Genomic DNA, 24484 nt, shown 5'->3' with positions numbered 1-24484 from the left:
TCCATGCTGGCCGGCCATCGTGACATTCCTGACAAAACGCCGGTTTTGGGCAGAGGGTTTGCAGCTTGGCAAGCCTCTATGTAACAACATGTGACAATACGGTTTTCCGGCCTGGCCGGTCTTGATTCGTCGCACATGCCATGACAAACCGTTGGTTGAAAGCGTTGCTGCTGGCCGCGGCCGGCTGGATGCTGGCCTTCCCGGGCCTGGCGCAGACCTGCGCGGCCCCGGGCAAGGACGCACCCGGCACGCCCTCGGGCATCGTCAACACCTATTACCCCGGCACCGGCAGCCCGGCCGCGGGCGCCACCAGCCTGACGCTGGGCACGCCGGCTTCTGGCGCGGCCGGCACCGTGACCGTCAACGACCTGCTGCTCGTGATCCAGATGCAGGGCGCCAGCATCGACACCAGCGACGATGAGCGCTATGGCGACGGGACCGGCACCGCGGGCAACACCCCCGTCACCACAGCCTCCCAGGCCAATGGCTACACCGCGCTGAACCAGGCCGGCCTGTACGAGTATGTGCGCGTCACCCAGGTGGCGGGCTCGGTCGTCACCTTCACCCCGGCGCTGACCAACGCCTATGTCCAGAACACCGCTGCCCCGCGGCGCACCTACCAGGTGATCCGCGTACCGCAATACCCCGGCGTGACGGTGAACAGCGCGTCGCCGCTGCTGGCCCTGGGCTGGACCGGCCTGGTCGGTGGCGTGGTGGCCATCGACGTCACGGGGGTGCTGACGGCCAGTGGCGCGGGCCCGCATGTGGACGCTTCGACCCGTGGCTTTCGCGGCGGCGTTCACCAGACCGCGCCCAACTCCAACATCCCGGGCAACTACCTTTACCGCTCCACCAACTACAACGACGGCGGCTCCAAGGGCGAGGGCATCGCGGGCACGCCCCGCTATGTGCAGACCTCGACCGCCGGCGGCTACAACAGCGGCACCGCCTTCAACAACACCAACGCCACCTTCATCGACAACGGCGCCACGGGCTACACCAATGGCGATGCCATGCGCGGCGCGCCCGCCAATGCGGGCGGTGGCGGCAACAGCCACAATGCCGCCGGCGGCGGCGGCGGCAATGGCGGCGAGGGCGGTAGCGGCGGCCAGACCTACAACGGCGACACGCCCGGCCTGGCCGACCGTGGCGGCTATGGCGGCTCGCGCACCCCGCAGGATGGCGTGCTGCTGGCCAGCCGGGTCTTCATGGGCGGTGGCGGCGGTTCGGGCAGCATGAACAACTCGACCCCGCCGCGCGGCTCGGGCGGCAACGGCGGCGGCATTGTGATGGTGCGCGCCGGCAAGATCAGCGGCGGACTGGTGCTGCGCGCCGACGGCCAGCGCGGCTGGGACGACGACAACGGCAACGACGCTGGCGGCGGCGGCGGCGCCGGGGGTTCAATCGTGGTCACGGCCGGCAGCGGCCACGGCAATGTGACGGCGCAGGCGCGCGGCGGCAATGGCGCCAACTCCAACAAGACGCCGCGCACCGGCGCCCCCAACCAGCCTTGCTGCGATGGCGAGCGCGAAGGCCCGGGCGGCGGTGCGGGCGGCGGCGCGGTCTATTCGAACAGCCCGCTCGGCGCGACGGCGCTGGCCGGCGGCGCCAACGGCAACTCAGCCGAGGACCTGTACCAGGGCTTCTCGGGCAACATGCTGGCCCAGCCCGGCTCGGCCGGCGTCAGCGCAAGCACCATCAGCGCCAGCTCCATCGCCGGGGTGCGGCCAGGCTATGAATGCGAGCCGCAACTCACCGTCGTCAAGACCACCACCACGCCTACCCGCACGCTCCCGGGCCAGACCACGGGCAACTACGTGATCAACATCGCGAACCCGGCCAGCGGCTCGGGCGTGGCCTATGGCGTGTCGATCTCGGACAGCCTGCCCGCGCCGTTTTCGCGCTATGCCACCACCGCCACCGTGGCGTATGGCGCCGGCGCCAGCGGCCCCACGTCGCCTGTGACGCTGGGCGGCACCACCGCGACGCTGGTGTTCGGCACGGCCGGCAGCGGCACAGCCGGGTTCACGCTGGCTCCCGGCAGCAACCTGACCCTGACCTTTGCCGTGAACCTCAATTCGGCGGCCAACGGCACCTACCAGAACGGCGCCAGCCTCTCGCTCACCGATGCCACGCGCGTCTCGGGTGGCGCCGCCAACACCGCGCTCAATGGCACGGTCAGCCCCGGCGGCACCGACGCGGCGGGCAATGTGGTGGGCGGCGCCAGCTACGCCTCGGGTTCCAGCACCGGCGAAGACATCACCATTTCGGGCTCTTCCACCGCCACCAGCGCCGACCTGTCGCTGGTCAAGACCGGGCCGGCCACGGCCGAGGTGGGCAGCGCGGTGCAGTACGTCCTGCTGGTGTCCAACGCCGGGCCCGCCGACGTCGCGGGCAGCGTCACTGTGAGCGACATCGTGCCCGCCAACATCGGCACCGTGACCTGGGCCTGCAGCGTGCTGGCGGGCTCGGCCGACTGCGACACGGCCTCCGGCGGCACCGGCGCCGTGGGCAGCGGCACCATCACGCTGCCGCGCATCCAGATCGCCAGCGGCGGCCAGCTGCAGATCACGGTGGACGGCGTCGCCGCATCGGCCGGCAGCATCACCAACACCGCCACGGTCAGCCTGCCCGCGGGCTACACCGACCCGACCCCGGGCAACAACACGGGCACGGTGGCCACGGTCATCACCGTTCCATCGGCCGACCTGAGCGTTACCAAGTCCGATGGCGTCACCACCGTCACCGCGGGCGGCGTGACGGTCTACACCATCGTCGCGGCCAACGCGGGCCCGTCCGCGGCCGCCAACGCCACCATCACCGACCCGGCGGCCACGGGGCTGGCCAAGCTCAGCATTTCATGCTCGGCCCAGGGCGGCGCCAGCTGCCCCGCCGGCCTGACCACGGCCACCTTCCAGGCTGGCACCCAGATCCCCGTGTTTCCGGCCGGCAGCACGGTCACCTTCGTGCTCAATGCGCAGGTCACGGCCACCACGGGCACGGTCACCAATTCGGTGTCCATCACGGCGCCCGCCGGTGTCACCGAGATCAACAGCGCCAACAACAGCGCACTGGACACCAGCCGGGTCGCGGCCTCCACCGCGGCGGTCAGTTCAAGCGCGGGCATCTGCCCGGCGGGCACCACGGAATCCATCGTCAACCTGCTGGTCAACAGCGACTTTGCCGACACCGCTTCGTCCGTCGGCAGCGGCGTCACCCAGTACCCGGTCAACACCAACCTGCCCGACACCAGTGTGGGCCCGCAGACCGGCGCGCAGACCTATGGCACGGTCACCCAGCGCCCGTTCCCCGGCGACCCGGCGCGCAGCGTGGCCACGGCCACCAACTGGCTCTACAGCAACGGCAACAACACCGGCGCGGCCTACCGCATCTGGTCGCAGGCGGTGACCGGCCTGGTGGCCGGGCGCACCTATGAATGGCTGTACTACGGCTCGAACGCGCAGAACCCGGGCTCGGCGGTGGCCAACCCGCCGCAGATCCAGTTCCGCGTGGTGGCCGGCACCACCACCTTCACGCTGGGCGGCACCGACGGCTATGCCAATGAAGGCACGGGCACTTCCGACACCTGGACCCTGCGCCAGCGCAGCTTTGGCGCCACCACCACGGGCGTCACGCTGCAGCTGTGGGACACCCAGACCGCGGGCGGCGGCACCGGCGACAACTTTGGCGCGACCCAGATCGTGCTGCGCGAGTGCACGCCCAACGCCGACCCCTTCATCACCAAGAGCAACGGCACCAGCACCGTGCAGACGCTGACCACCACCAGCTATGTGCTGACCGTGGGCAACAACGGGCCCGGCCCGGCCGACGGCATCGTGATCAAGGACCCGGCCGCGTCCGGACTGAGCAAGACGGCGCTGAGCTGCGCCGCCAGCGGCACCGGCGCGCAATGCCCGCTCAGCCTGAGCCTGGCGGCCCTCGAAGGCAGCGGCCTGACCGTGCCCGCCCTGCCCGCCAACACCACGCTGACGCTGACGGTGACCGCTTCGGTCACGGCGCTCAACGGCACGGTCACCAACACCGCGTCCATCGACCTGCCGGCCGGCATGACCGACAGCAACACCGGCAACAACAGCGCGACTGACGTGGACACGGTGCGGGGCTCGGTGCTGCTCACGGTGGTCAAGAGCAATGGGGTGGGCACCGTCACCTCGGGCACCACCACGTCGTATACGGTGACGGTGGCCAACAACGGCCCGTCCAGCGCCGATGGCGCGGTGCTGATGGACCCGGTCGCCACGGGCCTGTCGTGCGTGACCGCGGCCCCGTGCTCGGCCAGCGGCGGGGCCTCGTGCGGCGCGGCCTCGGTGCCGGCGGCCACGGTCCAGGGGGGGTTCACCATCCCGGTGCTGCCTTCGGGCGGGTCGGTCACGTTGCTGCTGACCTGCAGCGTGACGGCCACCGGTCAATAGCGGGGCTCAGCGGCCCCGCGAAGCATCCACGCGTCAGGCCTGCGCGGCCTGCTTCCAGGCCTGGGCCGCAGCGGCGGCATCCCCACGCTGCTCGGCCAGGGTGGCCAGCGCCCGCCAGGCATTGCGGTGCAGCGCGGCGTCCTGCAGCCCCAGCGCCGCCTGGGTCAGGTGGAGCTGAGCCTTGCCCCAGAGCTGGCGCCTCATGCAGGCCATGCCCGCCAGGTACTGCAGCGTGGCGTCGCGCGGGTTGGCCTGATGCCCCTGCTCGATGCGCGCCAGCCAGGCGCCGTCGATCGAATCCAGCCCGGCCTCCAGCGCACGCACCAGCTTGACACGCAGGCTGTCGGTGATGCCGTCCACCCGCTCCCAGACGGGCAACAGCCAGGCGCGGGCCACAAAGGCATCGCCGCCCAGCGTCATGACGCGCTGCGCCGCGTGCACGGCCAGCTCGGGCATCTGGCGCTCGGTGGCTTCCAGCGAATCCCAGGCGCGCTGCAGCTGCGCGGTGTCGTGCGCGGCGTTCAGCAGATCGGTGGCCAGGCCGCGCACAATGCTTTGCGCCGCCAGCGGCGAGAACGCGCGGTGCTTGGCCAGCAGCCGCGCCGTGTCCAGCGCCACCGCGGTCTGGCGCGCCTGGCGCGCGGCCTTGAGCTTGATCCGCAGCGCCAGGGTGCGGCGCGCCGCGCCCTGCGGCAGGCCCGACAGCCAGGCCACGGCGGCCTGCGGGTCCCGGTCGTCAAGCGACCAGCGCGCCGCGCGCAGCACCGCGCCTTCATGGGTTTCCTGCACCACCTGCGACGCCGGCCGCCGGGTGGCCTGCTCGATGGCCTGGTGCAGGTGGGCTTCTCGCGCCACCCGGTCCTGCAGCGACTGCGCGCTTTCGGCCGCGAGCAGATGGGCCAGCGCGCGGATCTGGGCGCTGTTGCCGGGTGCATGGCCGCCGGCTGACAAAGATTTTTCCTGGGCCAGCGCCGCCTCGGCCGACTTGCGGGCCCGCAGGAAGCGCCCGGCCGTCAGTTGCGACAGCGCGTCAAGCAAGGCCCCGTGCATGGCACGCTCCTTCTGCTGCACCCGCCAGCGCAGCGCCTGGCGGGGCAGGTCCAGCAGCGCGGCAAGCGCCCGCAGCGCGCCATGCACCAGCACAAAGGCGCCAAACAGCACCAGCAGCACCAGGTTGAGCGACAGGTCAATCCGGTAAGGCGCCCAGAACAGCGTCACGGTGCCCTGGTTCTCGCCGGCGAACAGGGCCACGGCCACGGCCACGCCGAACAGGGCCAGCAGCCACAGCGCCGCCCTCATCTAGCGGCCCGCCGAGGCGGTGGACAAGGCCGCCAGCGTTTCATCCACGCGGGGCAACTCCACCGCCCGCATCTGCGACTGGACCTGCTGCAGCAGGCCCGCGGCCAGCTGGGTCTTGCGCGCGGCCGGGTCAAAGTAGCGGTTGAGCGATGCCGAAGCCGCCGCCAGGTCGGCCCGCGCGGACTCGGTCTGGCGCGCCAGGAGGCCCAGCCGCGCGTTGAGCAGCTTGAGCTTGAGGTTCTCGCGCAGGAAGAAGGACTGCTCGGGCGCCAGCAGCGCCGCCTCGGGTTGCTCGATGCGGCTGACGCGCACCAGGTTGCGCGCCTCGTCACGCAGCAGCGTGAGCGCGCGCTGCCACCACTGGGTTGTTGCCGCGGCCGCCTCAGGCTTGGCCGGCCGCGGCAGGCCGCCCAGTGGCACGGCATTGGTCACCGGCAGGTCGTCCACCTGGCGCACCAGTTCGTCCAGCCGCGCCAGCAGGCCGGGCATGTCGGTCACGCTGGTGGCCTTGATGCGGTCCATGTCACGGCCGATCGCGGCGCGCAGGCGGGCCAGCCGCGGCTGGGCCGCTCGCGCGATGCGCTGGTCCGCCGTGCGCAGCGCGGCCAGCAGGGGCTCGACGCTGCCGGTGAGCTGGGCCTGCTGCTGCGCCAGCCGCACGGCCGATTCAATGTCAATGACCAGGTTCTCGTCGCGCGAGCGCGAGAGCGTCTGCATCAGTTCTTCCAGCTGGGTGCGCTGCAGCGCCACCTCGCCCAGCCGGGTGTCGGCCACGGCCTGGCGGGCGGCGGTGTCGCGCGCCAGCTCCTGGGCCTGGCGCGCCAGCGCGCGGGCCTCGATGGCATGGGCGCCGGCATCGGCGCTCTGGCGCGCCAGGTGTTCCTGGATGGTGGCGAGCTTCTGCCACAGCAGGCCGCTCAGCGTGAGGGCCACGAGCGCCACCAGGCCCACCACCCACAACAAGGCGCGCGAGGCCGGGGCCGCCGCGGGTGCCTCGCCCGCAGCGGGGGAGACCGGGGTTCCGACAGGCGCACCGGCCTGCGCGTCAGGCGGGGTCACAGGCTCATCGGGATTCATGCGAACGATTCTATCGACGCGACCACATCGGCCAGGGCGGGCCGTGACTCGCATACAACACCAAAGCCGGCCTCGCGCGCGGCCTGGGCGATGCGCGGGTGCGTGGCCACGGCACGCGCGCGCTGCCAGGACTGCGCGGGCAGCCAGCCGCGCAGATGGGCGATCCCCTCGGAACTGCTGAGCAGCCAGACCGTCCCGTCACCGGCGCTGGCCTGCGCCAGCGCCCGTTGCTGCGCGGTCCACGCGGGGACGTGGCGTTCGTAGGCCGACACCACCTGCACCCGGGCACCGGCTGCCGCGAGCTGCTGCGCCAGCCAGTCGCGCCCGCTGACGCGGCCCTGCGCATCCGCGCCGCGCACGATCAGCACGCGGTCGCCAGCGTGCACGCTGCCCCTGACCCGCTGCCACAGTGCCTCGGAGTCGAACTGCTCGGCATCGGCCTGCGGCGCGTCGATCTGGGCGGCCGGCACGCCGGCGGCCAGCAGCGCGTCGCGGGTTCCGGGGCCGGTCGCCCATGCTCTGTTTTTAATAGCAAGAAGTGGCCGCCCTTCCTGGACTCCAGCTACTTTTTGCTCGAAAAAGTGGTCCACGGCGTTGCCGCTGACAAACATCAGGGCCTGGTAGCCGTCCAGCGCCTGCCGGGCCTGCTGCAACGGCGCGCGGTCGCGTGCCGGGGCAATCTCGATCAGAGGCAGGGCGATCGCGTCCTGGCCTTGCGCCGCCAGGTCATGGACCCAGCGCTGCGCCTCGCGCGCCGGCCGGGTCACGAGCACGCGCATGGCGGGCCGCGCCTCAGACGCCGCCGAGCCGCCCCAAGGCGACTGCAGCCCCCTCGGGGGGCAGCGCAGCACACGCAGTGGCAAGCGTGGGGGCCATGTCAGCGCGCACCCGCATCACGCAGCCGGGCGGCCACGGCCGTGCCCAGGGCGTCGGCCGCGGCAAGGTCGGCCACGGCCGCGGCCGAGCGCGAGCGCACCAGCGCCACACGGCCCTCGGGGTCGCCCCAGGCCGCCTGAAGCTGCAGGTATTCGCCGGCAAAGGTGGCGTGGGCGGCCAGCGGCATGGAGCAGCTGCCGCCCATGGCCCGGCTCACGGCGCGCTCGGCCGCCACGGCCAGCCAGGTGGTCTGGTGCGACAGCGGCGCCAGCGCCTCCATCAGGTCGGTGCGGTCGGCCCGCACCTCGATGCCCAGCGCGCCCTGCCCTGCGGCGGGCAGCATCTCGGCCGGCTCGAAGGCCGCGCGGATGCGCTCGCCCAGGCCCAGCCGCTTGAGGCCGGCCGCGGCCAGCACGATGGCGTCGAACTGCCCTTCATCGAGCTTGCGCAGCCGCGTGTCGAGGTTGCCGCGCAAGGGCTCGATGCGCACGTCGGTGCGGCCCAGCTGCGCAAACTGCGCCTGCAGCAGCACCACGCGGCGCAGGCTCGAGGTACCGACCACGGCGCCCTGGGGCAGCGCGGCAAGCGACGCGTACTGGCCGGACACCAGCGCATCGCGCGGGTCCTCGCGCTCCATCACGCAGGCCAGCGCAAAGCCATCGGGCAAGTCCATGGGCACGTCCTTGAGCGAGTGCACGGCGATGTCGGCCTGGCCCTGCTCGAGCGCCACTTCGAGCTCCTTGACGAACAGGCCCTTGCCACCGATCTTGCTCAGCGAGCGGTCCAGGATCTGGTCGCCCCTGGTGGTCATGCCCAGCAGGCTCACCTCATGGCCCTGGCGGGTCAGCAAGGCCTTGACATGCTCGGCCTGCCACAGGGCCAGCCGGCTTTCGCGCGTGGCGATCACTATCTTGCTCAATCTCGTAACCTGCCTGTAATGCTTTGGGGGGAGTCGATGCTAGCATGCACGCTGCCGAAAAATTAAGCACTCCGAGGAAGCCCCCACCGTGGAAAAGACCCGCCCCGACACCCCTTCGCGCCGTGCCCGCGACAACGAACGGCCGCTGGTGGAGGACATCCGCCTGCTCGGCCGCATCCTGGGCGACGTGATCCGCGACCAGGAGGGCGTGGAAGCGTATGAGCTGGTGGAACAGGTGCGCAAGCTGTCGGTGGCGTTCCGCCGTGATGCCGACCAGGAGGCCGATCGAGCGCTCAAGAAGCGCCTCAAGGGCCTGAGCGGCGACCAGACCGTAAGCGTGATCCGCGCCTTCACCTACTTCAGCCACCTGGCCAACCTGGCCGAGGACCGGCACCACATCCGCCGGCGCATCGTGCACGAGCGCGCGGGTGACACCCAGGAAGGCAGCATCGAGGTGGCGCTGGCCCGCCTGCGCTGGGCCGGCATTGCGCCCAAGACCATCTCGCAGACGCTGGCCGCGGCCTATGTGTCTCCGGTGCTCACGGCCCACCCGACCGAGGTGCAGCGCAAGAGCATCCTGGACGCCGAGCGCGACATCGCCCAGTTGCTGACCGCACGCGACGAGATCAAGGCCCGCGCCCTGCCCAAGGACGCGCTCGCGCCACGCGAGCTGGCGGCCAACGAGACCCAGATCCGCGCCCGCGTGATGCAGCTGTGGCAGACCCGGCTGCTGCGCTTCACCAAGCTCACGGTGGCCGACGAGATCGAGAACGCGCTGAGCTACTACGAGTCCACCTTCCTGCGCGAGATCCCCAAGATCTACGCCGAACTCGAGCAGGAGCTCGGCCACCAGCCCGTGGCCAGCTTTTTGCGCATGGGCCAGTGGATTGGCGGCGACCGCGACGGCAACCCCAATGTGAGCGCGCAGACACTGGAATACGCGCTGCGCCGCCAGGCCGAGGTGGCGCTGCGCCACTTCCTGACCGAGGTGCACCGCCTGGGCAGCGAGCTCTCGCTGTCGGCCATGCTGGTGGACTGCACGCCCGCCATGCAGGCGCTGGCCGCGCGCTCGCCCGACAGCAACGAACACCGCCAGGACGAGCCCTACCGCCTGGCGCTGACCGGCATCTACGCCCGGCTCGCGGCCACGCTCAAGACCCTGACCGGCGGCGACGCGGCGCGCCATGCCGTGGCCCCGCAGAACCCCTATGCGCTGGCCGAGGAGTTCCTGGCCGATCTGCGCGTGATCGAAACCTCGCTGCTCGAGCACCATGGCGCGGCCCTGGTGGCGCAGCGGCTGCACCCGCTGGTGCGCGCGGTCGAGGTGTTCGGCTTCCACCTGGCCACGGTGGACCTGCGGCAAAGCTCGGACAAGCACGAGGAGGTGGTGGCCGAGCTGCTGGCCACGGCCCGGGTCGAGCCGGCCTATGCGGCGCTGGATGAAATCGCCAGGCGCGCGCTGCTGATCCGCCTGCTCAACGACGCGCGGCCACTGCGCGTGGTGGGGGCCAGCTACTCCGAGCATGCGCGCAAGGAGATCGCCATCTTCGAGATGGCCCGCCTGATGCGCGAGCGCTTTGGCAAGCAGGCCATCCGCCACTACATCATCAGCCACACCGAGACCGTGAGCGACCTGCTCGAGGTGCTGCTGCTGCAAAAGGAAGTGGGCCTGATGCAGGGCACGCTGGACCACGCGGCCCGCAACGACCTGATCGTGGTGCCGCTGTTCGAGACCATCGAGGACCTGCGCAACGCCGCGCCCATCATGCGCGAGTTCTACGCCCTGCCCGGCATCGCGCAACTGGTGCAGCGCAGCGGCGCCGAGCAGGACATCATGCTGGGCTACTCCGACAGCAACAAGGACGGCGGCATCTTCACCAGCAACTGGGAGCTGTACCGCGCCGAGATCGCGCTGGTGGACCTGTTCGACCAGCTCGCCAACAGCCACAACATCCAGCTGCGCATGTTCCACGGCCGCGGCGGCACGGTGGGCCGCGGCGGCGGCCCGAGCTACCAGGCCATCCTGGCCCAGCCGCCGGGCACGGTGCGCGGGCAGATCCGGCTGACCGAGCAGGGCGAAGTCATCGGCTCCAAGTACGCCAACCCCGAGATCGGCCGGCGCAACCTCGAGACCCTGGTGGCCGCCACGCTCGAAGCCACGCTGCTGCAGCCCACCAAGCCCGCCACGCGGGCCTACCTGGAAGCCGCCGAGGCGCTGTCGCGCGCCAGCATGGCCGCGTACCGGGCGCTGGTCTACGAAACCCCGGGCTTCACCGAGTACTTTTTCAACGCCACGCCCATCCGCGAAATCGCCGAGCTCAACATCGGCTCGCGTCCGGCCTCGCGCAAGGCCAGCCAGCGCATCGAGGACCTGCGGGCCATTCCCTGGGGCTTCAGCTGGGGCCAGTGCCGGCTCACGCTGCCGGGCTGGTATGGCTTTGGCTCGGCCATCGAGCAGTTCCTGAACCACACGCCGGGCCAGCCCAGGCGCGAGGGCCTGGCGCTGCTGCAGAAGATGTACCGGCAGTGGCCGTTCTTTCGCACCCTGCTGTCCAACATGGACATGGTGCTGGCCAAGAGCGACCTGGCGCTGGCCTCGCGCTACGCCGAGCTGGTGACCGATGCGCGGCTGCGCAAGAAGATCTTCAGCGCCATCGAGGTCGAGTGGCAGCGCACGGCCGACGCCCTGTCGCAGATCACCGGCGACAAGCAGCGCCTGGCCCACAACGCCGCGCTGGCCCGCTCGATCCGCCACCGCTTTCCGTACATTGACCCGCTGCACCACCTGCAGGTGGAGCTGGTGCGCCGCTACCGCGAAGGCAAGGCCGACGACCGCGTGCAGCGCGGCATCCACATCTCGATCAACGGCATTGCGGCGGGGTTGCGCAACACGGGCTGAGCGCGCGCCCGGGCTCAGGCCCCGAGCAGCTCGCCCACGGGCTTGAGGTCATCGACCCGGTCGCAGACGGCCTTGACCGCCATCAGGATCGGGATGCCCAGCAGCAGGCCCCATACGCCCCACAGCCAGCCCCAGGCCAGCACGCCCACGAACACGGCCACCGGGTTCATGCGGCTGGCCTGGCTGGTGAGCCAGGGGGTCAGCAGGTAGCCCTCGATCATGTTGATGACCAGCGAGGCGCTGCCCACCCAGATGGCCATGTTGACCTGACCGAACTGCAGGAAGGCCACCAGCGCGGCCGCCAGCGTGACCAGGATCGAGCCCACATAGGGCACCAGGTTCAGCACCCCGGCCGCGACGCCCCACACGGCCGCGTTGTTCAGCCCCAGCGCCCAGAACGACAGCCCGGTGGCGATCCCCACAAGGATGCTGCTGCCCAGCTGCACCAGCAGGTAGCGCTGGATCTGCCAGTTGATTTCGTCCAGCGCCTGCACCGTGATCTTCTTGTGGCTGAGGCTGGGGCCGGCGATCTTCACCAGCTTGCGCCGGAAGGTGTCGCCCGAGATCAGCAGGAAATAGGTCAGGAAGGTCACCACCACGATCTGGCCCAGCAGGCTCATCAGGCCCAGCGTGCCGCTCCACAGGTAGTCCTTGATGTTGAGCCGGGGCCGCTCGATCTGCACGCGCGTGACGCCGCGGCCGGCCGTGGTCGCGCCGCCGTTTTCCTCGGCCACGCGTTCCAGCTGGGTCGCGGCCTTCTGCACGGTCTCCAGCGCCCCGGGCTGGGCCGTGCGCTGGCGGCGCATCACATCGCCCAGCTTGCGCGCCGCGTTGGGCAGGGCCTCCACCACGGCGTTGGCCTGGTCGGTGAGCGCGTAGGCGGTGCCGCCCAGCGCGCCCAGAATGGCCAGCAGCAGCAGCGCAGCGCCCAGCACCCGGGGCACGCGCAGACGCTCCAGTCCATTCACGAGCGGCGAGAGTGCGTAGCTGAACATCAGGCCCAGCATCAGCGGAATGAAGAACGGGCTGGCCCAGCGCAGCACGGCCAGCACCGCAAGCACGGCCAGCACCACCAGCGCCATGCTGCGCACGTCCACCGGCATGTGCAGCAGGACGCGCTGCTGCTGCGGCGGGGTGAGATCGGTCTCGGCGGGTTCGGGGCTCATGCGGTTCCTGGGTTCACGGTGCGATGTCAGGTTGCAATGGCTTCACGCACGGCCGCCACCTGGCGCCGCGAGACGGCCAGCAGCTCGTCCACGCCGGCCAGGCGCACGGCCCAGCCGTCGCCCTCCTCGGGATCATGGTGCTTTTCAAGGGCGCGCATGGCGCGGCGCGCCACCAGCGCGTTGCGATGGACCCGGATGAACTGCCCCTTGTGGCGTGCCTCCAGCTCATTGAGCGAGCCATCCAGGATGTAGCTGCGCGCCTGCGTCCGCACCGTGATGTATTTGAGCTCGGCCTTGAAATACAGCACCTCGGCCAGCGGCACGCGCTCGGTGCGGCCACGGTCCTGGATCAGCAGGCTTTCATGGGCCAGATCGGGCTCTGGTCCTTGCCCGCCGGCCATCAGGCGCTCTGCTTTTTGTAGCGCCAGCTGCAGCCGCTCCAGCCGCACCGGCTTGGTCAGGTAGTCGGCCACGTCGATTTCGAAGGCCTGCACCGCGTGCTCGGGGTGGGCAGTCACGAAGATGATCGCCGGCGGCCGCGGCAACGCCCGCAGCGCGCTGGCCAGGGCCATGCCGTCGGCGCCGGGCATATGGATGTCCAGCAGCACGGCGTCAAACCGTTCATGCTGGATCAACTCCATGGCCTGGGCCGCGTTGGCGGCCTCGCCGCCCACATGAACGGCGGGTGCCGTGCAGTCGCCCAGCAGGGTGCGCAGGCGCGAGCGGGCCAGCGCTTCGTCATCCACCACCAGCAGCTTGAGCGTCATGCGGGAACCTCGATGCGCACCTGGTAGACACCGTCCTTGAGCCCGGCCTGGAATTGCGACTGCACGTCGTGCAGCAGGCGCAGCCGGTCCTGCACATTGCCCAGCGCCAGGCCGTGGCCGGGCTGCCCCTGGCCGCCCGGCACGGTGTTGGTGACCTTGATCACCACGCTGCTGCCGCGCCGCTGGCTGCTGATGCGGACCTGCGCGCCGCTCGCACTGGGCTCCACGCCATGCTTGACGGCGTTTTCCACGAGCGGCTGCAGCAGCAGCGGCGGCAGCCGGGCGCCCGCGGCCGCCGGGTCCAGCGACCATTCCACGCGAAGCCGCTCGCCAAAACGCACCTGCTCGATCGCCAGGTAGCGCTCGGCCAGCGCGGTTTCCTCGGCCAGCGTCACGGCGTCGCCCGGGTCCATGAGCGCGTGGCGAAACAGGTCACTCAGGTCTTCCAGCAGCGACTCGGCGCGCGCCGGGTCCTGGCGCACCAGCGCGATCGCGCTGTTGAGCGTGTTGAACAGGAAATGGGGCCGGATGCGCGCCTGCAGTTCGGTCAGCCGCGCCGTGGTGTCGGCGGGGGTGCGGGCCTTGGCCCGCCAGACCAGGGCCGCGACCAGCGCCGAGGCCAGCAGGGCCCCGGTGAAGCCGGCCGCCACCCAGGGCACGTTGTCCAGGAACCCCACCAGCGCCACCAGCGCGCAGCCATACAGGCCCGCCAGCACACCCAGCACCACGCCGCAGGCATATTGCGCCGTGCGCGGCAGCCGGGCCAGCACCCGCTTGGCGCTGCAGGCCGCGATCAGCCAGGCCAGCGTGGCGGGCAAGGCGGCGCCCGTCAGCATCGACAGGCGCGCCAGCCAGTCCATGAATCCGCCTGCGCCAAACATGGCGCCCACCCCGACCACCGCCTCGACAAACAGCACGGCGCGAAGGATCACCCCGGTCTGGCAGGCGTCGAAAATCAGCGCGTGCCCGGGCCGCTGCGCGGGCCGCAGCACGGGCGGTTCCTGGAAGGCCGATAAAATTTGCGAGTCCTGCATCCAACTTTCGCCTGATCGGGGTCAGAACCTGATTATTGCCCCTGACATGTCCCAGAACCAACTCGACAAGAAATCCCAAGCCTGGTCGGCGCTCTTCTCCGAGCCCATGAGCGACCTGGTCAAGCGCTACACCTCGAGCGTGTTCTTCGACAAGCGCCTGTGGCAGGCCGACATCGCGGGCTCACTGGCCCATGCCGAGATGCTGGCCGCACAGGGCATCATCTCCGCTGACGACCACGCCGCAATCCGCAAGGGCATGGCGCAGATCACCACCGAAATCGAATCCGGCGCCTTCGAATGGAAGCTCGACCTGGAAGACGTCCACCTGAACATCGAGGCGCGGCTCACCCAGCTCGCGGGCGACGCCGGCAAGCGCCTGCACACCGGGCGCAGCCGCAACGACCAGGTCGCCACCGACGTGCGCCTGTGGCTGCGCGGCGAGATCGACCTGATTGACGCGCTGCTGGTGGACCTGCAAAAGGCGCTGGTCGAGATGGCCGACAAGCATGTGGACGTGATCCTGCCCGGCTTCACCCACCTGCAGGTGGCCCAGCCCGTGAGCTTTGGCCACCACATGCTGGCCTATGTGGAAATGTTCGCGCGCGACGCCGAGCGCCTGGCTGATGTGCGCAAGCGCGTGAACCGCCTGCCGCTGGGCGCCGCCGCGCTGGCCGGCACCAGCTACCCGCTGGACCGCGAGCGCGTGGCCCGCACGCTGGGCATGGTGGATGCGCAGGGCGCGCCCTGCGTCTGCCAGAACAGCCTGGATGCGGTGAGCGACCGCGACTTCGCGATCGAGTTCACCGCCATGGCCAGCCTGTGCATGGTGCACATCAGCCGCATGAGCGAGGAGCTGATCCTGTGGATGAGCCAGAACTTCGGCTTCATCCAGATCGCCGACCGCTTCACCACGGGCTCGTCGATCATGCCGCAGAAGAAAAACCCCGACGTGCCCGAACTGGCGCGCGGCAAGACCGGCCGTGTGGTGGGCCATCTGATGGGCCTGATCACGCTGATGAAGGGCCAGCCGCTGGCCTACAACAAGGACAACCAGGAAGACAAGGAGCCACTGTTCGACACGGTGGACACGCTCAAGGACACGCTGCGCATCTTTGCCGAGATGGCAGGTGGCATCACCGTCAAGCCCGAAGCCATGGAGCAGGCCGCGCTGCGCGGCTACGCCACGGCCACCGACCTGGCCGACTACCTGGTCAAGAAGGGCCTGCCGTTCCGCGACGCCCACGAGACGGTGGCGCACGCGGTGAAGGCCGCGATCTCGCACAGCGTGGACCTGTCGGAACTGCCGCTGGCAGTGCTCAAGGAATTCAACCCGGCCATCGAGAAGGATGTGTACGAGCATCTGAGCCTGCGTGGCTCCTTGAACGCCCGCAACACGCTGGGTGGTACGGCGCCCGCGCAGGTCAAGGCGCAGGTGGCGCGGCATCGCTTGCGTTTGAAGTAGCCCGCCAGCGGGCGGGGCGCAGCCCTTGCGCCACCAGAGTCCCGGCCCCTTCGGGGGAGCCGCTGCAGTACTCAAAACTGCGGTCGTGATCAGATCGGGTTTGACGCCCTTGGCACGCTAGAGAGGTACGGCAGTTTTTCCGTGCTTCGCGCCCGGGACTCTTGATCGGTGGCGCAAGGGCTGCACCCCACCCGCAGGCTTGGGGCGTGCGTTCTTCCTTGTGGGCGCCAGGGCTTTTGTACTCGCGCTCAAGCGCATGGCTGGGCCCTGTGGCCCGATCAAAGCCGCAGGCGCGAAGCACGGAAAAACTGCCGTACTGGGTTGGCTGGCTACAGGTGTCAAGCCCGCTCTGATCGGCCTGGCAGTTTTGAGTACTGCAGCGGCTCCCCCGAAGGGGCTGCGGCTTGGGCCGCAGGGCCCAGCCATGCGCTTGAGCGCAGGCGCGGACTCAAAAAAAAACACCCCGGACTACCGCCGCAGCAAAGGACGGAACAGCCACAGCCCCAAAGCCGGCCCCAGCCCCAGCCAGGGCAACACCGCCCCCAGCGAATGGCTGTGCGACGCGCGCACGAACAACTCGATGCTGACCACCGAAATGATGAAGCCAATGCAGTTGGCAAAGGTCAGCACGCTGCCCGCAATCTCGCGCGGGGCGTTGTGCGCGGTCAGGGTGGAGAACTGCGGCGAATCGCCCGACACGGTCACGCCCCACACCAGCAGCCACAGCAAGAAAACCGGCAGCGGCGCCACCAGCATCAACGGCGCCAGCAGGCAGCACAGGCCACTGGTGCCCAGTTGAATCCCCGCCACGCGCGCGCTGCCGATGCGCCGCGCCCACAGGCCACCGCCCGCGCAACCCACAAAGCCCGCGGCGATCACGAAGAACGCCGCCGCACTGACCTGCGCGCCCGCCAGACGCGTCGCCAGCACCAGCGGCAGCAGCACGAAGAAGGCGTACAGCTCCCACATGTGGCCGAAGTAGCCGAACACCGAGGCACGCACCTGGCGGTCTGACCAGATCACCGACAGCGCACGCGGCGTGATGCGCGCGCCCCTGGCCAGATCCGGACTGTCGGGCACCCAGATCGCCGTGGCCAGGCCGCCCAGCGCGGCCAGCAGCGACACCAGCAGGATCACGGTCTGCCAGGGCGCGAGTCCGCCAGCCCCGGCACCGGTGGCATCCAGGCCCAGCGCCCGCAGGCCATGGGGCAGCGCCGTGCCCAGCACCAGCGCGCCGATCAGCACGCCCATCACCGCGTCCAGCCGCTCGCGGTACCAGCTGGCGGCGATCTTCATGCCCACCGGGTACACCCCCGCCAGCAGAAAGCCCACGCAGAACCTCAGCCCCAGCAGCAGGGCGTACTGACCGCTGAGCAGCACCACCGCCGCATTGGCCAGCGCGCCCAGCAGCGCGCAGACCATGAACACGCGCGATGGCGAAAAGCGGTCGGCCACCAGCAGCAGCGCAAACACCAGCGTGCCGGCCACAAAGCCCAGTTGCACCGCCGAGGTCAGTGAACCCACGGCGCTGGCGGGCAGGCCCCAGGCGGCCTGCAGGTCGGGCATGACGGCATTGACCGCGAACCACAGCGAGGTGCCCGCAAACTGCGAGAGCACAATCACCGGCAGGATACGGCGCGGTACCAGGCGGATGCCAGAGGCCGGCAGGGAATCGGTTGACGGCACGTTATGCGTCCTTTGCATGATGTTCGGCCAACACGGCCTTGGACACCGGCGCAGCGGTCTCCTACGCTTCAGGTCAGCAAGTTTGCCCTCTTTCAGGAGATTCCATGTCGCGTACCCCCGGTGTGCCTTCCTCTGCCGCACCGTCCCCCAATGCCCTTCCCTCTTACCTCGACCCGTCCAACCTCGGACCCTGGGGCATCTACCTGCAGCAGGTGGACCGGGTCACGCCCTACCTGGGCAAACTGGCGCGCTGGGTGGAAACGCTCAAGCGGCCCAAGCGCGCGCTGATCGTTGACGTGCCGATCCACCTGGACGACGGCACGGTGGCGCACTTCGAGGGCTACCGCGTGCAGCACAACACCTCGCGCGGCCCGGGCAAGGGCGGCGTGCGCTTCCACCAGGACGTGACGTTGTCGGAAGTGATGGCCCTGTCGGCCTGGATGTCGATCAAGAACGCCGCGGTCAACGTGCCTTATGGCGGCGCCAAGGGTGGCATCCGCGTCGACCCACGCCGGCTGTCGCGCGGCGAGCTCGAGCGCGTGACGCGCCGATACACCAGCGAGATCGGCATCATCATCGGCCCCAACAAGGACATCCCCGCGCCCGACGTCAACACCGACGAGCAGATCATGGCCTGGATGATGGACACCTACTCCATGAACCAGGGCTCCACCGCGACCGGCGTGGTCACGGGCAAGCCGATCGACCTGGGCGGCTCGCTCGGGCGGCGCGAGGCCACGGGCCGCGGCGTGTTCACCGTGGGCGTCGAAGCGGCCAAGCACATCGGCATGGACATCGCCAGCGCCCGCGTCATCGTTCAGGGCTTTGGCAACGTGGGCGGCGTGGCCGGCAAGCTGTTTGCCGAGGCCGGCGCCCGCGTGGTGGCCGTGCAGGACCATGGCGGCACCATCTACCGCGAAGCCGGCCTGGACGTGCCCCAGCTGCTCAAGCATGTGGCCGAGCACCGCACGGTGGCCGGCTTTGAAGGCGCCGAGATCATCCCCAATGACCAGTTCTGGGACGTGGACTGCGACATCCTGGTGCCGGCCGCGCTCGAAGCCCAGCTCACCAAGGACAACGCCGGGCGCATCAAGGCGCGCATGGTGATCGAGGGCGCCAACGGCCCGACCACCCCCGAAGCCGACGACATCCTGCACGACCGCAACATCCTGGTGCTGCCCGACGTGATCGCCAACGCCGGCGGCGTGACGGTGAGCTACTTTGAATGGGTGCAGGATTTCTCCAGCTTCTTCTGGGACGAGGACGAGATCAACGCCCGCCTGGTGCGCATCATGAAAGCGGCGTTTGCCGGCATCTGGCAGGTGGCCCAGGACCACAAGGTGAGCCTGCGCACCGCCACCTTCATCGTGGCCTGCAAGCGCATCCTGCACACCCGGGAACTGCGCGGCCTGTACCCCTGATGGTGCGAACCGTCGGCATCCGCCTTCGGTTGATTGCTACTGATTTAGTAGCGCTTGGTGGCCGCGGAGCAAGGGCTCCCGGCCAATTTGACCCCAAAAGCCTGGCGCGGCGCGAATACAGTTGACTCGATGGCATTTCGATATTAAAGTGATATCACTTTTATCGGAGGCCTTCATGACTGCTACGGCAACTATCGCGCCCCCTGGCGGGCGAAAAGAAACCCGCTACCGCTCCGCGGGCGGGTATGTGATGACACTGGTCGCACTGCTGCTTGTCGGCGCTGGCGCGCTGGTCCTGATCCGGCACCAGGCGCCAGCCTTCCTGGGTGTGCTGCTGATCCTGGCCGGCGCGGCCCTGCTGCCTGGCCTGTACATGCTCCAGCCCAATGAGGGCGTGATCTTCACGTTGTTCGGCAAATACGAAGGCACCGACCGCTCGGAAGGCCTGCGCTGGACCAATCCGTTGCTCAGCGGCCGGAAAATCTCGCTGCGCGCGCGCAACCTCAACACCCCGCCGCTCAAGGTCAACGACAAGCGGGGCAACCCCGTGGAGATCGGTGCGGCCGTGGTCTGGCGAGTCCGCGACACGGCGCAGGCGGTGTTCGAGATCGACGACTACACCCGGTTTGTCAGCATCCAGGCCGAGGCCGCCATCCGCCACCTGGCCACACTGTATGCCTATGACAGTGGAGAAGACCTCGCGGCGGACGAGACCACGCTGCGCGCGGGGCTCGACATCGTCGCCAATGCGCTGAAGGACGAACTCAACGAGCGTTTCAGCATTGCCGGCGTCGAAGTGCTGGACGCCAAGCTCACCCACCTGGCCTATGCGCCAGAAATTGCCCAGGTGATGCTGCGCCGCCAGCAGGCGACCGCCATCGTCAGCGCAAGACACCAGATCGTGGCCGGCGCCGTGGGCATGGTGGAGGCCGCGCTCAAGGGGCTGTCCGAGCGCAACCTGGTGGTGCTCGACGACGAGCGCAAGGCCGCCATGGTGTCGAACCTGCTGGTGGTGCTGTGCTCCGACAACGATGCCCAGCCCGTCATCAACACCGGCACGCTGTACACCTGAGGCCCGCAGCGGACCGTTCCACCCATGGCCAGCCCGGGCAAAAAATCATTCCCCCTGCGGATCGACCCCGTGCTCTGGGCCGAGATCGAACGCCTGGCCGCACAGGAACTGCGCAGCGCCAACGCACAGGTGGAATTCCTGCTGCGTGAAGCGTTACTCCGGCGCGGCCGGCTGCCCGCCCCGCCGGGCGACGGCGCGCCCCCGGGCGAGACCGACACCTGAACCTCGGCCGCCCGCCGCGCGCCCCTTCAGCCCCGCCTAAGCAGCGCGCCGTATCATCGTTCCACAAGGAACGAACGATGCGACTGCTGCTCGTCGAAGACGACACCATGATCGGCGAAGCCGTGCTGGAGGCACTGCGCGGCGCCCACTATGCCGTGGACTGGGTCCGCGACGGTGCCATGGCCGACACGGCCCTGGCGTCGCAGGACTATGACCTGATGCTGCTTGACCTGGGCCTGCCCCGGCGCGACGGCCTGCAGGTGCTGCGCGCCCTGCGCGCGCGCAAGAGCACGCTGCCGGTGCTGGTGGCGACCGCGCGCGACGCCGTGGGCGACCGCATCGCCGGGCTGGATGCCGGCGCCGATGACTACGTGGTCAAGCCCTACGACATCGACGAACTGCAGGCCCGCATCCGCGCGCTGCTGCGCCGTGGCGCGGGTCAGGCCGGGCCGGCCTTCGAGCACAACGGCGTGAGCCTGAACCCGGCCACGCGCGAAGCCACCGTGCAAGGCACGCCGGTGTCGCTGTCGGGCCGCGAATGGGCCGTGCTCGAGCCCATGCTGGCGCGCCCCGGCGTGGTGTTCTCGCGGGCCCAGCTCGAGGAGAAGCTCTTCAGCTGGAAGGACGAGGTCAGCAGCAACGCGGTGGAGGTCTACATCCACGGCGTGCGCAAGAAGCTCGGCCCCGACGTGATCCAGACCGTGCGCGGGCTGGGCTACCTGGTGCCGCGCGCATGACGCCTTCGCTCACCCACCATTCGCTGCGGCGGCGCCTGTTGCTGCTGCTGCTGGCCAGCATCGCGCTGTTTGCCACGGTGCAGGGCGTGGGCGCCTACCGCGGCGCGCTGCAGCAGGCCGATGCGATGTTTGACTACCACCTGCAGCAGATGGCGCATTCCATGCGCAGCGGCTACCTGCGGCAACTGCCCCCGGGCGTGGACGCCGACGACGACGTGGACTTCCTGGTGCAAATCTGGGGCCCCGACGGCGTGCGCCTGTTCCGCTCGCCACGCTCGCTGCTGCCGCAAAGCGCCGTGCTGGGCTTTTCCGACCTCACGGTGCAGGGCAACGCGTACCGCGTCTACACCGTGCAAACCCCGCTGCAGACGGTGCAGATCGCGCAGGACATGAGCGCGCGCAACGCCCGGGCCCGCGCGCTCGCGGTGCGGGCCGTGCTGCCCGTGGCGCTGCTGGCCCCGCTGCTGATGCTGGTGGTGGGCTGGGTCGTCACCCACTCCCTGGCGCCCGTGGAACGCACGCGGCGGCAGGTGGCCGCGCGCGCGGCCGACGATCTCTCGCCCCTGGCCGAGGCCGGCCTGCCCGACGAAGTCAGGCCGCTGGTGCAGGAGCTCAACGGCCTGTTCGGGCGCGTGCGCTCGGCCTTTGAAGCCCAGCAGAATTTCGTGGCCGATGCGGCCCATGAGCTGCGCTCCCCGCTGGCCGCGCTCAAGCTGCAGGCCCAGGCCCTGCGCCCGCGCGCCGACGCCAGCCCCCCTGAACCGGCGGCCCAGGAGGCCGCCGTGGCCCGGCTCAACCAGGGCATCGACCGCGCCATCCGCATGGTCGAACAGCTACTGGCCCTGGCGCGCGCCGAGGGCACGGCCCAGCCCGGCCGCACCACCGTGCTGGACCTGCAGCAGGCGGTGCGCCTGGCCGTGGGCGACGCCCTGCCGCTGGCACAGGCCTCGGGCATTGACCTGGGCCTGGCGCCCGGGGCAATGACCGACCCGCTGCCGGTGCATGGCGACGCGGAAGCGCTGCGCATGCTGCTGCGCAACCTGATCGAAAACGCCATCAAGTACACGCCCGCACCCGGCCAGGTGGATGTGGGCCTGCGCCGCGACGCCCAGGCCGCCGTGCTCACGGTCGAAGACAGCGGCCCGGGTGTCGCGGTCGAAGACCGCGAGCGGGTCTTCGACCGCTTCTACCGGGCCCCCGATGCGGCCGGCCGCAGCCCCAGCGGGGGCAGCGGCCTGGGGCTGGCCATCGTGCGCGCCATCGCGCAGCAGCATGGCGCCAGGGTGACGCTCGGCTCCTCGGCGCGGCTGGGCGGGCTCGAGGTGCAGGTGCGTTTTCTGCCCGACCCTTCCGCCCATCCGGTCTAAGGTCTGTCTAAGGTCGGCGCGCGATAGTTGGTTCATCCGGATCAACTACAAGGAGCGATCGATGACCCTGCATACTGTTTCCCTCAAGACCTCGCGGCTGGTGCTGTCCCTGGTGGCGGCGGGCGTGATCGGTGGCGCCGGCGCCACCTTCATTGAAAGCCGGCACGCCCACGCGCTGGGGCTTCCGCCCGCCGTGAGCCAAGCGGTGGCGGCGGCGCCAGCCCTGGTGACCGCGCCTGATTTTTCCAGCATCACCGAGCGCTACGGGCCGGCCGTGGTCAACATCAGCGTCACCGGCACCACCAAAACCGCCTACAACGCCGGGGCCGAGCGCGGTGACCCGTTTGGCAATGACCCGTTCTTCGAATTCTTCCGCCGCTTCCAGCAAGGCCAACCCGGGCGCATGCAGCCGCGCGAAGTGCCCACCCATGGCCAGGGCTCGGGCTTCATCGTCAGCGCCGACGGCATCATCCTGACCAATGCCCACGTGGTGCGCGACGCCAAGGAGGTCACGGTCAAGCTCACCGACCGCCGCGAATTCCGCGCCAAGGTGCTGGGCTCCGACCCCAAGACCGATGTGGCGGTGCTCAAGATCGATGCGAAGAACCTGCCCGTGGTCGCCATTGGCAAGACCAGCGACCTCAAGGTCGGTGAATGGGTGCTGGCCATTGGCTCGCCCTACGGCTTTGAAAACACCGTGACCGCCGGCGTGGTCAGTGCCAAGGGCCGCAGCCTGCCCGACGACAGCTTTGTGCCCTTCATCCAGACCGATGTGGCCGTGAACCCCGGCAATTCGGGCGGCCCGCTGTTCAACGCCCGCGGCGAGGTGGTCGGCATCAACTCGCAGATCTACAGCCAGACCGGCGGCTACCAGGGCCTGTCGTTCGCCATCCCGATCGACGTGGCCGGCAAGATCAAGGACCAGCTCGTGGCCCACGGCAAGGTCGAGCATGCCCAGCTTGGCGTGGCGGTGCAGCAGGTCAACCAGACGCTGGCCGAGTCGTTCGGCATGTCCAAGCCCGAGGGCGCGCTGGTGGCCAGTGTGAGCAAGGGCAGCGCCGCCGACCGCGCCGGCCTGCAACCCGGCGACGTGATCCAGCGCATCAACGGCCAGCCCATCGTGTCGTCCAGCGACCTGCCGGCCTTCATTGGCCTGGCCTCGCCCGGCGACAAGGTGCAGCTGGACATCTGGCGCAAGGGCGGCGGCATGAACGTGGTGGCCACGCTGGGCGGCCTGAGCGACAAGCCCGACACCGTGGCCGACAGCGGTGCCCCGGGCCAGGGCAAGCTGGGCCTGGCGCTGCGGCCGCTGCAGCCCGGCGAGAAGCGCCAGGCCGGCGTGTCCGGCGGCCTGCTGGTGGAGGACGCCAGCGGCGCCGCCGCCTCGGCCGGCGTGGAGTCGGGCGACGTGCTGCTGGCCATCAACGGCACCCCGGTGCAGAGCATCGACCAGGTCCGAGCCATGGTGGCCAAGTCCGGCAAATCGGTGGCGCTGCTGATCCAGCGCGGTGACAACAAGATCTTTGTGCCGGTCAACCTCGGCTGACCAGGGCCAGGCCCTTGGTGGCCTGGCATCAAAGCCCCTGCGTCCTTACGGACCCAGGGGCTTTTTCATGCACTCTCACACCCGGCCATGGGTTGGTACGCGTGGATGATGGCGTCAATGTCGAGCAGCAGCCTGGGCGTGGCCGGACTCGGACGCATGACCGGCCGGGTCTTCGGGCAGTTGCAAACTCGGCTTGGAGATGACCTCCGTGCGCTTCGCACAAATCACACGGGGCCCGTTCCGCGCTTCACACCTGCGGATCAAACATGCCCCTCGTGGCCAGGGCACCCCTGGGCCTGCCAGCCCGTCTGAGCCGCAGGCGCGAAGCGCGAAGGATTTGGCCGCGTGATCCATACGAAGCGAACGGAGACCATGCCAAATCCGGGCACTGCAGCGGCTCCCCCGAAGGGGCTGCGGCGTGGGCTGGCAGGCCCAGGGGTGCCCTGGCCGCGAGGCGCGCGCCACAGGCAACCCGCGCAACGAATGGAAACACACTGCAGT

17 protein-coding genes are annotated in these 24484 nt (G+C 69.8%); 9 read left to right on the top strand and 8 right to left on the bottom strand.

What is annotated here, in order from left to right; translation table 11 throughout:
* The first annotated feature begins 155 nt into the window (after positions 1 to 155).
* Positions 156 to 4433: a DUF11 domain-containing protein gene (locus KF796_07920; GenBank protein MBX3586556.1), complete on the top strand. Its 4278-nt coding sequence runs from the start codon at positions 156 to 158 to the stop codon at positions 4431 to 4433.
* 33 nt (positions 4434 to 4466) lie between these two features.
* Here the strand turns inward: KF796_07920 and KF796_07915 are convergent, their stop codons facing one another.
* From KF796_07915 to hemC, 4 genes are all read right to left on the bottom strand, one after another.
* Positions 4467 to 5732: a heme biosynthesis protein HemY gene (locus KF796_07915; protein MBX3586555.1), complete on the bottom strand. Its 1266-nt coding sequence runs from the start codon at positions 5730 to 5732 to the stop codon at positions 4467 to 4469.
* A complete protein-coding gene (locus KF796_07910; GenBank protein MBX3586554.1) occupies positions 5733 to 6809 on the bottom strand; it encodes a uroporphyrinogen-III C-methyltransferase in 1077 nt (358 codons plus the stop codon). It lies immediately after the preceding gene.
* The gene (locus KF796_07905) at positions 6806 to 7588 is read right to left on the bottom strand and encodes a uroporphyrinogen-III synthase (protein MBX3586553.1); all 783 of its coding nucleotides are present in this window, start codon (positions 7586 to 7588) and stop codon (positions 6806 to 6808) included. Before KF796_07905 ends, KF796_07910 begins: the two co-directional genes overlap by 4 nt.
* A gap of 98 nt (positions 7589 to 7686) precedes the next feature.
* On the bottom strand, positions 7687 to 8604 hold the full coding sequence (gene hemC / locus KF796_07900; GenBank protein ID MBX3586552.1) for a hydroxymethylbilane synthase: 918 nt from the start codon (positions 8602 to 8604) through the stop codon (positions 7687 to 7689).
* Between the two features lie 88 nt (positions 8605 to 8692).
* Here hemC and ppc point away from each other — a divergent pair, with 88 nt between their 5' ends.
* Positions 8693 to 11503, top strand: coding sequence for a phosphoenolpyruvate carboxylase (ppc, locus tag KF796_07895; GenBank protein MBX3586551.1), 2811 nt, complete (start codon positions 8693 to 8695; stop codon positions 11501 to 11503).
* Positions 11504 to 11517: 14 nt separating this feature from the next.
* Here ppc and KF796_07890 read toward each other — a convergent pair whose 3' ends face one another.
* Genes KF796_07890 through KF796_07880 form a run of 3 tightly spaced genes read right to left on the bottom strand, consistent with a single transcriptional unit; the run spans position 11518 to position 14470 of the window.
* A complete protein-coding gene (locus KF796_07890; GenBank protein MBX3586550.1) occupies positions 11518 to 12669 on the bottom strand; it encodes an AI-2E family transporter in 1152 nt (383 codons plus the stop codon).
* A 26-nt stretch (positions 12670 to 12695) separates the two neighbouring features.
* Positions 12696 to 13436, bottom strand: a complete 741-nt coding sequence (locus KF796_07885) for a response regulator transcription factor (protein MBX3586549.1) — start codon at positions 13434 to 13436, stop codon at positions 12696 to 12698.
* Positions 13433 to 14470 carry a histidine kinase gene (locus KF796_07880; GenBank protein MBX3586548.1) on the bottom strand — a complete coding sequence of 346 codons (1038 nt, stop codon included), beginning with the start codon at positions 14468 to 14470 and terminating at the stop codon, positions 13433 to 13435. The genes KF796_07885 and KF796_07880 overlap by 4 nt, the downstream gene beginning before the upstream one ends.
* A 46-nt stretch (positions 14471 to 14516) precedes the next feature.
* Between KF796_07880 and argH the strand changes: the two genes are divergently transcribed.
* Complete coding sequence (gene argH, locus KF796_07875; GenBank protein MBX3586547.1) at positions 14517 to 15932, top strand: argininosuccinate lyase; 1416 nt, start codon at positions 14517 to 14519, stop codon at positions 15930 to 15932.
* 468 nt (positions 15933 to 16400) lie between these two features.
* Here argH and KF796_07870 read toward each other — a convergent pair whose 3' ends face one another.
* Entirely contained in the window at positions 16401 to 17636 is a 1236-nt protein-coding gene (locus KF796_07870) for an MFS transporter (GenBank protein MBX3586546.1), read from the bottom strand.
* A gap of 86 nt (positions 17637 to 17722) precedes the next feature.
* Here KF796_07870 and KF796_07865 point away from each other — a divergent pair, with 86 nt between their 5' ends.
* The 6 genes from KF796_07865 (at position 17723) to KF796_07840 (ending at position 23983) form a co-directional block, all read left to right on the top strand.
* On the top strand, positions 17723 to 19039 hold the full coding sequence (locus tag KF796_07865; protein ID MBX3586545.1) for a Glu/Leu/Phe/Val dehydrogenase: 1317 nt from the start codon (positions 17723 to 17725) through the stop codon (positions 19037 to 19039).
* 175 nt (positions 19040 to 19214) lie between these two features.
* A complete protein-coding gene (locus KF796_07860) occupies positions 19215 to 20111 on the top strand; it encodes an SPFH domain-containing protein (GenBank protein ID MBX3586544.1) in 897 nt (298 codons plus the stop codon).
* 24 nt (positions 20112 to 20135) lie between these two features.
* Positions 20136 to 20333 (top strand): hypothetical protein, encoded by a 198-nt coding sequence (locus KF796_07855; GenBank protein ID MBX3586543.1) that lies wholly within the window; start codon positions 20136 to 20138, stop codon positions 20331 to 20333.
* Between the two features lie 77 nt (positions 20334 to 20410).
* The gene (locus KF796_07850) at positions 20411 to 21070 is read left to right on the top strand and encodes a response regulator (GenBank protein MBX3586542.1); all 660 of its coding nucleotides are present in this window, start codon (positions 20411 to 20413) and stop codon (positions 21068 to 21070) included.
* Positions 21067 to 22437, top strand: coding sequence for a sensor histidine kinase N-terminal domain-containing protein (locus tag KF796_07845; GenBank protein MBX3586541.1), 1371 nt, complete (start codon positions 21067 to 21069; stop codon positions 22435 to 22437). Before KF796_07850 ends, KF796_07845 begins: the two co-directional genes overlap by 4 nt.
* Positions 22438 to 22498: 61 nt before the next feature.
* Complete coding sequence (locus KF796_07840) at positions 22499 to 23983, top strand: Do family serine endopeptidase (protein MBX3586540.1); 1485 nt, start codon at positions 22499 to 22501, stop codon at positions 23981 to 23983.
* The last annotated feature ends 501 nt before the right edge of the window (positions 23984 to 24484 follow it).

It is taken from the genome of Ramlibacter sp. (assembly GCA_019635435.1).
Classification (GTDB): Bacteria; Pseudomonadota; Gammaproteobacteria; order Burkholderiales; family Burkholderiaceae_C; genus JAHBZM01.
The sequence above is the reverse complement of the archived record's forward strand: the minus strand, read 5'-3'. Positions and strand labels throughout refer to the sequence as shown.